The organism is Nocardia sp. X0981 (assembly GCF_977089955.1).
In genome coordinates, this window is sequence record NZ_OZ372435.1 from 148038 (window position 1) to 159548 (window position 11511).

An 11511-nucleotide genomic window follows, 5' to 3' on the forward strand; every position below is an offset into this window, starting at 1 on the left:
CACACTGTCGGCATGACCGAAGCCCAGCACACCGCCGCCCCGGTATCCGAGGCCGGATCCACTCGCTACGCCGACCCCGACGCCCCGTGGAATCAGTCCACCGAGCAGGATCCGGCCGTCTGGAACAGTGAGGTGATCCGGGAATTCCGGGCCAACGGCGGCCGGGTGGGCGGCGCCTATGCCGGGGCGACACTGCTCCTGCTCACCACGACGGGGGCGAAAACCGGTAAGCGGCACGTGGTTCCGCTGGGTGCGCTGTACCGCGGCGACACCCTGTACGTCAGTTCGTTCCTCGAAGACAGCTATCCGGCCTGGTACCACAATGTGAAGGCCGATCCGGCGGTGATCGTGGAACTCGGCGATCATATCCACCACGGCACGGCACGGGTGCTCACCGGCGCGGCCTACGACGAGTTCGCGGCCTGGGCGCTGGCGAACAATCCGCTCCTCGCCGATTTCCAGGCGACCACCGAGCGGCCCATCCCCCTGGTGGTTCTCACCCTGGCCGGAAGCCGGGACTGATCGGATTCCCCGGCCGGTCATCGCACGGTCGCGAGCCGGCCACCGGCATATCCGGGACCATCGCCCACCCGGCCGCCCGGTGCGGTACCCGCGACCGGGCATGATGGACCGTATGCCCGGTCCCGACGATGCCCGCGTGGTACTGGTCCGCCATGGTGAGACCAGCTGGTCTGTACAGCACCGGCACACCGGCCGCACCGATCTCCCCCTCACCGCCGCCGGCGCCGAGCAGGCCACAGCGGCCGGTCGAGTACTGGCCGGGCTCGGCCTCCGCGACCCCCTAGTCTACGTGAGCCCCCGCATCCGCGCTCGGCGCACGGCCGAACTGGCCGGGCTCGCCGATACCACGGTGGAGCCCGACCTGGCCGAATGGGATTACGGTGACTACGAAGGCCGCACCACCCCGGAGATCCGTGCCCACGACCCCGGCTGGACCGTCTGGACCGGTGCGATCCCCGGCGGCGAGACCGCCGCCGACATCCGTGACCGCGCCGATCGCGTGCTGGGTACCGCCACCGCCGCACTCGGGGCCCGCGATGCGATCTTGGTGGGGCACGGCCATTTCTCCCGCGCTCTCATCGCCCGCTGGCTCGGTTTCGAAGTCCGGGAGGGTCGCCGTTTCGCCCTCGGCACAGCTGCCGTCAGCGTGCTCGGCTACGAACACGGGGAGCCCACACTCCGGGCCCACAATCTAGGGCCCGCCTCCCCGGAGTGAACACCGCCCGCCACCCGAATCCCGATCCTTTCGGACGCTATCGAGGAGCCGTACCGCTATGACCCCCGTCCCGGTCGTCCGCCGCGCCACCCCCGACGACGTACCCGCCCTGGTCGATCTGGTCTACGACCTCGCCGAATACGAGAAGTCACGCGATCTGTGCACACTCACCACCGACCAGTTGCACACGGCACTGTTCGGCCCGGACCCCGCCGTCTTCGCCCACGTAGGGCTCGTCGACGGCGTGATCGCCGGCTGCGCCATCTGGTTCCTTAACTTCTCCACCTGGGACGGCGTCCACGGGATCTACCTCGAGGATCTGTACGTCACCCCCCAGGCGCGCGGCGCCGGGCTCGGCCGGGCGCTGCTGGCCGCGCTCGCGCAGGAGGCACGCACCCATGGTTACACCAGGGTGAGCTGGTCGGTACTCACCTGGAACACGCCGTCCATCGGCTTCTACGAGTCCCTCGGCGCCGAAGCCCAGGACGACTGGATCGGTTACCGCCTCACCGGGAAAGCCCTCACCGCGCTCGCCGATACCGCCGTGAACACGTGAACCGGGGCACCGGCACGGGGCGCCACCTCATTCGTCGGATATACCCCCGTACTCATGTGCCGCCCAGCGTGATGTCGCGGGCGCGAACAGCAACCCCAGCGCCCCCAACGCCACAATGCCCAGCGCCGTGCCGAGCAACGGCTGCCCTGAACCGAACAGCAGGGACCACACCACCGGCAGCAACAACAGCTGCGTGATCACCGCGATGGCCCGCCCCCACCGCTGCCCCAGCAGCAGCCCGATCCCCGACGCCAACACCGCACCACCGAGAATCCCGAACCACATGGCCGTACCGTAGCCACTGATCGCATCCTCCCGATGCCCCAGCAGGGCCCGCACGACCAGTACCGCAGCGACGGTCACCGCGACCGCACCCTCCAGGGCCACCAGCCCGCCCGCCCCGCGAACGGTCCCGGGCACACCACCGACGTCTTTTCGCTCGACCACCCGGCCAGCTTAGGGGCTGTGTTCATGTGCGGCGCCTGCGGCGCCGCGGGTTCGGGGCCCCCTTGTGTCTCGGGTCTTCACTCCCGCCGGTCGGTCGCTGCGCTCCCTCCCTCTGGTCGCTCCAGAGCCGAGACGGGCCCCGAACCACGAACGCGGACCATCCGGAAAAACGGAAATCACGGGTACACCCCCGAGACATACGGGGCCCGAACCCGCGCGCCGAAGGCGTGCCGATAAACACCACCCCGCGTTCCATTAAAGTGCGAAGGTGCGGACGTTGTTGATCGTTAACCCGAATGCGACCTCTACCACGGCGGCCACCCGCGACCTTCTCGCGCACGCCTTGGAGAGCCGGACCCAGCTCACGGTCGCGCATACACAACATCGGGGCCACGCCGCCGAACTGGCTCAGTGGGCGGCGACCAACGAGATGGATCTCATCGTGGTGCACGGTGGGGACGGGACGGTCAACGAGACGATCAACGGATTCGTCCCGCTACCCCAGGTCGACGACGGCCAGGCCTGGCGGCCCCGGCTCGGCATCATTCCGGGGGGTTCGGCCAATGTGTTCGCGCGTTCGCTCGATATCGAACCCGATCCGGTGGCGGCCACCAATCAGTTGATCGACCTGCTCAAAGCCGGTGATCCGGATCGCCGGATCGGGTTGGGTGTCACCGACGACCGCTGGTTCTGCTTCAGCGCGGGTGTGGGGCTCGACGCCGATGTGTGCGCGTCGATCGACGCCAGCCGCGCCAAGGGGCATACCGCTACCCCGGCCCGCTATGTGCGTACCACGGTGGGGCAGTTCTTCCGCACCAGGCGGGCCCGGCCGGAGGTCACCGTGCATGTGCCCGGTCACGAACCCGTTTCCGGTGTTCATTACGCATTCGTGACGAACACGAGTCCGTGGACCTATCTGAACACCATTCCGGTCCGTACCAATCCGGGCACCAGGTTCGAAACCGGCCTCGGAGTGTTCGCCGTGCGAACCATGGCATTACTGCCTACACTGCGCCTGGCGACGCAACTGTTGTCACCACACGCCGAGCCGAAGTCGCGGAAATTGTTTCGTGACGACGATGTTCCGTCGGTTCGTATCACCAGCGCGGGCCCCATAGGCCTGCAAATCGACGGTGACTTCATCGGTGAACGCGACGTGGTGGATTTCACCGCTGTGCCGGATGTCCTCGATGTAGTCGCGCCGCGACCGGTTTGAAGCAACTCGTATGGGAAATACACCCCGATGGGCTGCAGAAACCGGCACGGGCGAGTACAAAGGACTGCGGCAGGTCTCCTAGCGGGACCTTCAGTGCGTGAGCTTCCCCACGGTGCATCGGATACCTATTGACATCTACGGTGTTCGTGAAAGCATTCACAAGCAACCGTGCGGAAACATTCAGTACGCACAAGTGAACGACCCACCAACCGAACGGCGCCCCAATGTGGCGCCCTACAAAGGAGCAGAAGGAATGGACTGGCGCCATAAGGCCATCTGTCGCGATGAGGACCCCGAACTGTTTTTCCCGGTGGGTAACAGCGGTCCCGCGCTCGCGCAGATTGCCGATGCCAAGCTGGTCTGCGCTCGCTGCCCCGTTACCGCCGAATGCCTGTCCTGGGCCCTGAGCTCCGGGCAGGACGCCGGTGTATGGGGCGGTATGAGTGAAGACGAGCGGCGTGCGCTCAAGCGCCGCAATGCGCGCACCCGCACTCGCACGGCCGTCTAGCAGCGCGGGAAGCGATCACCGGACCTTTCAGCCCGGCCCGGGGAGTCGCGGAATGCCCGGCACCAGTAATTCTGGTGCCGGGCTGAGTTTTTTTCGGGCCCTACCGTCCAGCTCCGCCAATATCCCGGATCATTCCTCGAAAAATTATCGGCGTGTTCCCCGACACACTCGACCGCACTCGGGCATAATCCAATCAGCGATTTTCCGCCGGGTATCAGCGCGCCGCGCGACGCCCCAGCGGAACCCGCAGCACCGCGTCGGTGCCGATATCGGCGCCGGGATGCAGCCCGATCGAACCACCCAGTTCCGCGGTCACCAAGGTGCGCACGATCTGCAGGCCGAGACTATCCGAAGTTTCGAGGCGGAATCCCTCGGGCAACCCGCGACCGTCATCACTGATGATCACATCCAGCCAGCGAGCCGAACGTTCGGCACGAATTGTCACGGTACCGTTCTGACCGCCGTCGAAGGCGTGCTCGATAGCGTTCTGGACGAGCTCGGTCAGCACCATCACCAGAGGGGTCGCCCGCTCGGCGGAGAACACACCGAGCGATCCCGAACGCCGCACGGTAATCCGGGCCGTATGCACGGTCGCGACATCGGCCATGATCGGCAGCAACCGATCCACCACCTCGTCCAGATCGACTTCCTCGTCGACCGACATGGACAGCATCTCGTGCACCGAAGCGATCGAGGTGACCCGGCGTACCGATTCGGTGAGCGCCACCCGCGCCTCCTCGTTCTCGGTACGCCGGGCCTGCAACCGCAGCAGTGCCGCCACGGTCTGCAAATTGTTCTTGACCCGGTGATGGATCTCCCGGATCGTGGCGTCCTTGCTGAGCAGCGCCCGGTCGCGGCGCTTGACCTCGGTCACATCGCGAACGAGCACCGCGGCCCCCGCCAGCTCCCCGTGCGGGCGCAGCACCAGTGTGCGCAGCAGCACCGTGGCGCCCCGCGCCTCCACCTCCATCCGCCGGCCGGTGCGTCCGGCGAGCGCGGCCTGGATATCGCCCACCACCTCCTGCGCGTCGAACGGATCGGTGATCAGCGAACGCGTGGTCGTGGCCAGATCCTGCCCCGCGAGATCCGCCTGCAAACCCATCCGGTGATACGCCGACAACGCATTCGGGCTGGCATAGGTCACGATGCCCTCGGTATCGAGCCGGATGAACCCGTCCCCGGCGCGTGGACTGGAATGAGTCGCCGCACGGTCCTCGGGGGTCGGGAACGTCCCGTCGGCGATCATCTGGCACAGATCATCGGCACAGGCCACGTATGCGATCTCCAAGCTGCTGCGTACCCGCGACCGCTGCCGATCGGTATCACGGCTCAACACCGCGATCACATCCGCACCGCAGCGGACCGGAATCGCCTCCCGGATCGCATGCACCGGGTACGGGTGATAAACGCCCTGCGCCTCCCCCTCGGTATCGGTACGGACGATCTCTCCGCGGGTCAGCGCCTCGAACACCTGAGAATGCTCCGACTGCCGGGCCACCGACCCCACCAGATCCTGTTGGTGAACGGTCGGCGCGGTGGTCGGCCGGCACTGCGCCACACAGACGATATCGGCGCCGTCATCGATCGGGCCGGCCCCCACCCACAACAGCAGATCGGCGAACGACAGATCCGCGAGCAACTGCCAATCACCGACCACCCGCTGCAGATGATCCACCGCCACCCCGGGGAGATCGGTGTGCTCGGCCAGCAGATCACTCAGTGTCGACATACGCCGAGTTTATTGGCGGCTGTGTTTATCGGCGGCGCCTGCGGCGTCGTGCTTCAGCCCGCGGGACTCGCGCCTGCGGCGCATGCGTTTCGCGGGCTGAAGCACAACGCGGGCTCGACCCTTCGTGGGCCTGGCAAGCCTCGGCGCTGTGCGGTTACCTCAGATGCGGGCCACCGGTTCCCGAGACTCGGCCTCCCGAAAGAAAACCGCAGGTAACAAGCTCGCACCCCCCTCGCATACCTTCCCGGGCCTGTCGCACCCTCCGGGCGCCGAGCCTGTGTTTTCGCTTTACCGAATGGCCACGTTCCTGGTGCGGGGCCCGTCTCGGGTCTGGAGCGACCAGAGGGAGGGAGCGCAGCGACCGACCGGCGGGAGTGAAGACCCGAGACACAAGGGGGCCCCGAACCCACCCCGCCGAAGGCGGGGCAAATGAACACAGCCGCGCCGATGAATCAAGCTATGACGGCGATGAGGTCGCCCTGTTGCAGAACCTGGCCGGGGGTGACGGCGATGGACGTGACTTCGCCGCCGGTCTCGGCGAGCACCGGAATCTCCATTTTCATCGATTCGAGCAGCACCAGCGTCTGGTCGGTCTCGACCTGTTGCCCGACCGCGACCTCGACGGTGAGGACCGTGGAGACCATTTCCGCCCGTACTTCTTCCGCCATGACACCCCGTTCCCTAGGTTCGTTCCGGCACCGAGGCACCCGGCCCGCTGTACCGCCGTCGGTACAGCCAATCACACGTGGAACAATGGCCGGGATCAACATGCACTCCCCGCATTCGCGGGAAATGTCCCCAGGAGGGAGCTACCGATGGGTAAGCGTGGCCGCAAGAAGCGCAGCCGTAAAGGAAACGCCGCCAATCACGGCAAACGGCCCAACGCCTGAGCCGGCCGGCTGAGGCTTCGGCCCCAGACCACGAGCGGCCTGCACTTCGTATCGAAGTGCAGGCCGCTCGGCGTTCGGGGGCCGGGGCCGGATCAGCGCCCCGATGGGGTGTTCTTCAGGCTCGTCCGGGGTCGGCGGAGATGTCCTCGGCGGTACAGCTGCCCGACCGGTGCAGCTCGGCCGCCAGCCGTTCACGTAGCGAATCGGGAGCCTTGTCGCCGCCGCATTTACGGTGGAGCAGGCTCTTGACCTTCTCTTCGATGCCGTACGCCTCGATGCACGGGGAGCAGTTGTCCATATGGTGCTGGAGCCGTTCCCGGGTGCGGTCGTCGCATTCGCCGTCGAGCATGAGCCAGACATCGGCCAGTACCGCCGTGCAGTCGAGCTCCATATCGGGGTCGCGCTCGGTGTTCACTGCTTGACCTCCTGGCGCTCCGCCGCGGCGGTGTCGGCGTCTCGGGACGCGGTGCGGTGGAACCCTCGTTCGCGCGCCACGTCGGCGAGCAGACCCTTCAACTGTTTCCGGCCGCGATGCAGCCGTGACATCACCGTACCGATGGGGGTGCCCATGATGTCGGCGATTTCCTTGTACGGGAAACCTTCGACGTCGGCGTAGTAGACGGCCATCCGGAATTCCTCGGGCAACTCGACGAGAGCGGCCTTGATGTCGTCGTCCGGGAGGGCGTCCAGGGCCTCGACCTCGGCCGAGCGCAGCCCGGTCGAACTGTGCTCCGCGGTGGCGGCGAGCTGCCAATCGGTGATCTCGTCGGTCGGGTACTGCGCGGGCTGTCGCTGTTTCTTCCGGTACGAGTTGATATAGGTGTTGGTGAGGATCCGGTAGAGCCAGGCCCGGAGGTTGGTGCCTTCTTTGAAGGATTTGAAACCGGCGTAGGCCTTGACGTAGGTCTCCTGCACCAGGTCCTCGGCGTCGGCGGGGTTACGCGTCATCCGCAGCGCGGCGCCGTACAGCTGGTCCAGCATGGGTAGCGCGTCCCGCTCGAACCGCCGGGCCAGTTCGGCGTCGGTCTCCGGCTGCCCGGTAGGCCGCTCACCGGCGCCGGATGCGGTCGCCACGTCGTCCTCGCTCACACGTGTCCCTTCGATCGGCTTACCAGCCAAATCTACCGGCAGTGTGAAGTCCTCGAAGAACCGCGTGCGCACCGGAGCCGGATCGTGGTGGACCGGGCGTTGTTCGACAAGAACTGGCACCGTCACTCCTTCACTCTCGCGCGGGCCGCATCCGGGGACCGCAATCCGCCCGATGCGCTGTATCTGCCGCATACAACTCACCCGGGGTACGAAGTGTTCCCCGACCACGAGAAAGCCACCGGCGGGCCGGGGCCGCGGTCTGCCGGTAGGGTCACGACCATGGCAGCAGGCGCCACACCGGCGATCCGGGCACTGGTCACGGCCGGGGTCGCGCATACCGTGCACAGCTACGACCACGACCCGCGTAGCGACTCCTATGGCGGCGAAGCGGTGGAGGTGCTCGCCGCGCGGCTCGGCGTGGCGCCGCGGCAGATCTTCAAAACGCTGGTCCTGGAGCTGTCCACGGGCGGGCTGGCGGTCGCGGTGCTGCCGGTGCCGGAGACTCTGTCGCTCAAAGCGGCGGCCGCGGCGCTGGGCGTGCCGAAGGCCACCATGGCCGACCGGGTGAAGGCCGAACGGGGCACCGGCTACGTATCGGGCGGTATTTCGCCGTTGGGGCAGCGTAAACGCCATCCGACGGTCCTGGATGCCTCGGCGTCGGCCTGGGACCGGATCCTCTGCAGCGCCGGGCGGCGCGGCCTCGAGATCGAACTCGGCCCCGCTGATCTGGCCCGGCTGAGCGGCGCGGTCACCGCCGCGGTCACCGCCTGAGCGGACCGCCGCCCGCGGCCGCAGCGGATCCGGGCGACGCTCCGCGTGCCGGACGGGAATTCACCAGGTCGCGGCGTTTCGTATGCGTTACTGGGGAGACGTCCGACCGACCGATCCGAGGATGTGATGCGATATGTCCCCGCGCGAACCCTTGCGCACCGTGTTCTTCGCAGTATCCGCGGCCGTGGCGCTGACCGCCGGTCCAGCGCTGCTGACGGCGCCGGCGGTCCATGCCGCACCGCCGGCCGAGTACCCGCTCAGCGGCGAAGAAGACGATGAAGGCGATGGAGGCGATGGAGGGGGGAGAAGCCAGGACAGCGAGCACACGCTGGAGAACGGCCTGGCCGAGCACGGCGAACGCGCCGAACGCGCCGGCGGCGGCATCGTCACAGAGGTCATCGATCTCAGTGCCGACATCCTCAAATGCGGCCTGAGCATCGCCACCGAGGAGATCGACTGTCCGCTCGGCGACTGATCGGTGGCCGCCCACCCGGGGCGGCCCACCGCCCGGGGTTCACAGCAGGGTGGCCTGCTCGGCCGCCCTGTCCGGGGGTGCCAGCAGTTCCGGACCGTTGTTCTTCACGCTGTTCACCAGCGGGGAAACCGGCCGGGCCGCGATCTGCGCGACCCATGCCTCGCTCGGGGATTCCAGCAGCTCCGCCGGGGCGGGATGGTCGGGATCCAGCCAGGCCGCCCAGTGTTCCTCCGGCATGGGCAGGGGCATGCGGTCGTGGATACGGGTGAGATCGCCGATCGCGTCGGTGGTGAGGATGGTGCACGACAGCAGTGGCTCGGGGTCGTCGAGGGAACGGTCTCGCCATACCGACCACAGACCGGCCATGTACAGCCGTGAGCCGTCGGCGCGCGACATGAAATACGGGTGTTTGGCCACCTTGGGCCTACGGCCTTTCCCCGAATCCGCCGCAGCGGGCTCGACCAGCCATTCGTACCAGCCGTCCATCGGCACCAGACAGCGCCGGTATTTCACGGCATCCCGGAACGAGGGCAGGTTCGCCGCCCTGTCCGCCCGGGCATTGAACAGGGGTTTACCCTTCACCGGCACGCCGGGTTCGGCGGCCTTGGTCCAGTGGGGGATCAGCCCCCAGCGCATGCGCCGGATCCGGCGGCGCGGGGTGTCGCCGGGCCGCTCGTGCGCATGCCGGTCGACCACCGTGAGGATCTGCGTCGTGGGGGCGACGTTGTAGTTCACTCCCGGCCGGCGATCCGCCGGTTCGGTGCTCGTATGCCCGGCGGGGGGCGCGCCCGGATCCGCGGCGAGACCGGTTTCGTCGATCGCGTCCAATTCCGCCGCGAGCCGCCCCGGGTCCGTGGTCGTGGCATATCGTCCGCACATATTCCGATACTCGCACCGGATACCGACAGATGCAGACAATTCCGGTCCGCTCGGCGACAATGGAGCCAAGAGTGGGTGACGTGTTGAGAAATATGTCTTAGCATTCTCTCAACGAGGACGAGGCGGTTACGGCTGCCCGTTCGCGCGCGCAGCTACCGCCCTACTTCCGCAGAGGAGCTCCTGTGACAACCACCGAAAACGCCACCGAGAAGGAAACGGTGCTCACCTCGGTCGATCCCGCTACGGGCGCGACGCTGGCCACCTACCCGATCGCCGACGAGAAAGCGGTCGCCGACGCCGTCACCAAAGCCCGCGCCGCCGCACCTGTATGGGCAGACCTGGGCTTCGACGGCCGTAAGCGGGCCCTCCTGCGCTGGTCGAGCAAACTGGTCGCCAAAGCCGACGAATTCACCGAGCTCATCCACGCCGAGAACGGCAAACCTCTCGACGACGCCTTCCTCGAGCTGATGCTGGCCCTCGAGCACATCTCCTGGTCGGCCAAACACGCCAAGAAGCTGCTGTCCCCGCAGAAGGTGCCCTCGGGCCCGCTGATGGCGAATTTCGCGGCACGTATCGAATACCGCCCGCTCGGTGTCATCGGGGTCATCGGCCCGTGGAACTACCCTGTCTACACCCCCAACGGTTCCATCGCCTACGCGCTGGCCGCCGGCAACACCGTGGTGTTCAAACCGTCGGAATTCTCCACCGGTATCGGCAATTTCCTCGCCGAGGCGTTCTCCGAGGCCAACCCGGAACTGCCCGAGGGCGTGTTCATCGCGATCAACGGTTACGGCGCCACCGGTGCCGCGCTGGTGAAGGCCGGAGTGGACAAGGTCGCGTTCACCGGATCGGCCCGTACCGGCCGCAAGATCATGGCCGCCGCCGCCGACACCCTCACCCCCGTCCTGCTGGAATGCGGTGGTAAGGACCCGGTCATCGTGGCCGCGGACGCCGACGTCAAGGCCGCGGCCGACGCTGTCGCCTGGGGCGCCACCTCCAACAGCGGCCAGACCTGCGCCGGGGTCGAGCGGGTCTACGTGGACAAGTCGGTCAAAGAGGAATTCCTCGCCGAACTGACCCGCATCCTCAAAGACGTCAAACCCGGTTCGGACAAAGACGCCAGCTACGGCCCGATGACCATGCCGAGCCAGATCGATATCGTCAAAAAGCATATCGAGGCGGCCATCTCCAGCGGTGGCAAGGCTCTGCTGGGTGGACCCGAATCGATCAAGGGCCCCTTCATCGAACCGGTCGTCCTCGTGGATGCCGACGAGAACTCCGCGGCCGTCAAGGAGGAGACCTTCGGCCCCACCGTCACCGTCACCACGGTGAACGATATCGACGAGGCGATCGAGCTGGCCAACAACACCACCTTCGGCCTGGCCTCGGCGGTGTACTCGAAGAAACAGGGCCTCGAGATCGCCCGCCGGCTGAAGGTCGGCGCGACCTCGGTCAACTCGGTGCTCGGCTTCGCCGCCATCCCCGGCCTGCCCTTCGGCGGTAGCGCCGACTCCGGTATCGGCCGCATCCACGGTGAGCCCGGTCTGCGCGAATTCGTGCGGCCGCATTCGATCGCGGTGCAGCGGTTCGCGATTCCGGGAATGGCGCTGATGAGCTACCGCCGCACCCAGGCGAACATGAAGATGCTGCGCAAGATGGTGCCGCTGCTGCACGGCCGGAACAAGTGACCGCCTCCCGGTCCGTATGAGAACGC

At 67.1% G+C, this 11511-nt stretch carries 15 protein-coding genes; 9 read left to right on the forward strand and 6 right to left on the reverse strand.

Translation table 11 applies throughout. The features are described 5' to 3' along the window. Positions 1-12 precede the first annotated feature (12 nt). From ACYR7D_RS00680 to ACYR7D_RS00690, 3 genes are all read left to right on the forward strand, one after another. Positions 13-522: a nitroreductase/quinone reductase family protein gene (locus ACYR7D_RS00680; RefSeq protein WP_459547699.1), complete on the forward strand. Its 510-nt coding sequence runs from the start codon at positions 13-15 to the stop codon at positions 520-522. Between the two features lie 112 nt (positions 523-634). Continuing rightward, positions 635-1237, forward strand: a complete 603-nt coding sequence (locus ACYR7D_RS00685; RefSeq protein ID WP_459547700.1) for an acid phosphatase — start codon at positions 635-637, stop codon at positions 1235-1237. Between the two features lie 58 nt (positions 1238-1295). After that, a complete protein-coding gene (locus ACYR7D_RS00690) occupies positions 1296-1793 on the forward strand; it encodes an N-acetyltransferase family protein (protein ID WP_459547701.1) in 498 nt (165 codons plus the stop codon). A gap of 27 nt (positions 1794-1820) precedes the next feature. Here ACYR7D_RS00690 and ACYR7D_RS00695 read toward each other — a convergent pair whose 3' ends face one another. Continuing rightward, entirely contained in the window at positions 1821-2240 is a 420-nt protein-coding gene (locus ACYR7D_RS00695) for a hypothetical protein (RefSeq protein WP_459547702.1), read from the reverse strand. A gap of 268 nt (positions 2241-2508) precedes the next feature. Between ACYR7D_RS00695 and ACYR7D_RS00700 the strand changes: the two genes are divergently transcribed. Both ACYR7D_RS00700 and ACYR7D_RS00705 read left to right on the forward strand, forming a co-directional pair. Further along, on the forward strand, positions 2509-3456 hold the full coding sequence (locus tag ACYR7D_RS00700) for a diacylglycerol/lipid kinase family protein (protein ID WP_459547703.1): 948 nt from the start codon (positions 2509-2511) through the stop codon (positions 3454-3456). 253 nt (positions 3457-3709) lie between these two features. Next, positions 3710-3964, forward strand: a complete 255-nt coding sequence (locus ACYR7D_RS00705) for a WhiB family transcriptional regulator (protein WP_459549946.1) — start codon at positions 3710-3712, stop codon at positions 3962-3964. 214 nt (positions 3965-4178) lie between these two features. On the opposite strand, the gene ACYR7D_RS00710 is transcribed toward ACYR7D_RS00705, so the two are convergent. Together ACYR7D_RS00710 and ACYR7D_RS00715 are read right to left on the reverse strand one after the other, a co-directional pair. Continuing rightward, positions 4179-5693 carry a sensor histidine kinase gene (locus ACYR7D_RS00710; RefSeq protein ID WP_459547704.1) on the reverse strand — a complete coding sequence of 505 codons (1515 nt, stop codon included), beginning with the start codon at positions 5691-5693 and terminating at the stop codon, positions 4179-4181. A 452-nt stretch (positions 5694-6145) separates the two neighbouring features. Continuing rightward, on the reverse strand, positions 6146-6361 hold the full coding sequence (locus tag ACYR7D_RS00715) for a biotin/lipoyl-binding carrier protein (RefSeq protein ID WP_459547705.1): 216 nt from the start codon (positions 6359-6361) through the stop codon (positions 6146-6148). A gap of 147 nt (positions 6362-6508) precedes the next feature. Between ACYR7D_RS00715 and ACYR7D_RS00720 the strand changes: the two genes are divergently transcribed. Then, positions 6509-6583: a 50S ribosomal protein bL37 gene (locus ACYR7D_RS00720; RefSeq protein ID WP_022597109.1), complete on the forward strand. Its 75-nt coding sequence runs from the start codon at positions 6509-6511 to the stop codon at positions 6581-6583. 115 nt (positions 6584-6698) lie between these two features. Here the strand turns inward: ACYR7D_RS00720 and rsrA are convergent, their stop codons facing one another. Together rsrA and ACYR7D_RS00730 are read right to left on the reverse strand one after the other, a co-directional pair. After that, positions 6699-6974: a mycothiol system anti-sigma-R factor gene (gene rsrA / locus ACYR7D_RS00725; RefSeq protein WP_459549947.1), complete on the reverse strand. Its 276-nt coding sequence runs from the start codon at positions 6972-6974 to the stop codon at positions 6699-6701. Between the two features lie 20 nt (positions 6975-6994). Beyond that, positions 6995-7657, reverse strand: a complete 663-nt coding sequence (locus tag ACYR7D_RS00730; protein ID WP_459549948.1) for a sigma-70 family RNA polymerase sigma factor — start codon at positions 7655-7657, stop codon at positions 6995-6997. A gap of 294 nt (positions 7658-7951) precedes the next feature. On the opposite strand from ACYR7D_RS00730, the gene ybaK reads away from it, so the two are divergent. Both ybaK and ACYR7D_RS00740 read left to right on the forward strand, forming a co-directional pair. Beyond that, entirely contained in the window at positions 7952-8443 is a 492-nt protein-coding gene (gene ybaK, locus ACYR7D_RS00735; RefSeq protein ID WP_459547706.1) for a Cys-tRNA(Pro) deacylase, read from the forward strand. 133 nt (positions 8444-8576) lie between these two features. Further along, positions 8577-8918, forward strand: coding sequence for a hypothetical protein (locus tag ACYR7D_RS00740; protein ID WP_459547707.1), 342 nt, complete (start codon positions 8577-8579; stop codon positions 8916-8918). A gap of 39 nt (positions 8919-8957) precedes the next feature. Here the strand turns inward: ACYR7D_RS00740 and ACYR7D_RS00745 are convergent, their stop codons facing one another. Further along, entirely contained in the window at positions 8958-9797 is an 840-nt protein-coding gene (locus ACYR7D_RS00745) for an SOS response-associated peptidase (protein ID WP_459547708.1), read from the reverse strand. A 182-nt stretch (positions 9798-9979) separates the two neighbouring features. On the opposite strand from ACYR7D_RS00745, the gene ACYR7D_RS00750 reads away from it, so the two are divergent. Further along, entirely contained in the window at positions 9980-11485 is a 1506-nt protein-coding gene (locus ACYR7D_RS00750; protein ID WP_459547709.1) for an aldehyde dehydrogenase family protein, read from the forward strand. Positions 11486-11511 lie beyond the last annotated feature (26 nt).

Excerpts from the sequence above, each read along its gene's own strand:
- ACYR7D_RS00680 (WP_459547699.1), top strand. The coding sequence starts at position 13 with ATGACCGAAGCCCAGCACACCGCCGCCCCGGTATCCGAGGCCGGATCC.
- ACYR7D_RS00685 (WP_459547700.1), top strand. The coding sequence starts at position 635 with ATGCCCGGTCCCGACGATGCCCGCGTGGTACTGGTCCGCCATGGTGAG.
- ACYR7D_RS00690 (WP_459547701.1), top strand. The coding sequence starts at position 1,296 with ATGACCCCCGTCCCGGTCGTCCGCCGCGCCACCCCCGACGACGTACCC.
- ACYR7D_RS00705 (WP_459549946.1), top strand. The coding sequence starts at position 3,710 with ATGGACTGGCGCCATAAGGCCATCTGTCGCGATGAGGACCCCGAACTG.
- ACYR7D_RS00710 (WP_459547704.1), bottom strand. The coding sequence starts at position 5,693 with ATGTCGACACTGAGTGATCTGCTGGCCGAGCACACCGATCTCCCCGGG.
- ACYR7D_RS00715 (WP_459547705.1), bottom strand. The coding sequence starts at position 6,361 with ATGGCGGAAGAAGTACGGGCGGAAATGGTCTCCACGGTCCTCACCGTC.
- rsrA (WP_459549947.1), bottom strand. The coding sequence starts at position 6,974 with ATGGAGCTCGACTGCACGGCGGTACTGGCCGATGTCTGGCTCATGCTC.
- ybaK (WP_459547706.1), top strand. The coding sequence starts at position 7,952 with ATGGCAGCAGGCGCCACACCGGCGATCCGGGCACTGGTCACGGCCGGG.
- ACYR7D_RS00740 (WP_459547707.1), top strand. The coding sequence starts at position 8,577 with ATGTCCCCGCGCGAACCCTTGCGCACCGTGTTCTTCGCAGTATCCGCG.
- ACYR7D_RS00745 (WP_459547708.1), bottom strand. The coding sequence starts at position 9,797 with ATGTGCGGACGATATGCCACGACCACGGACCCGGGGCGGCTCGCGGCG.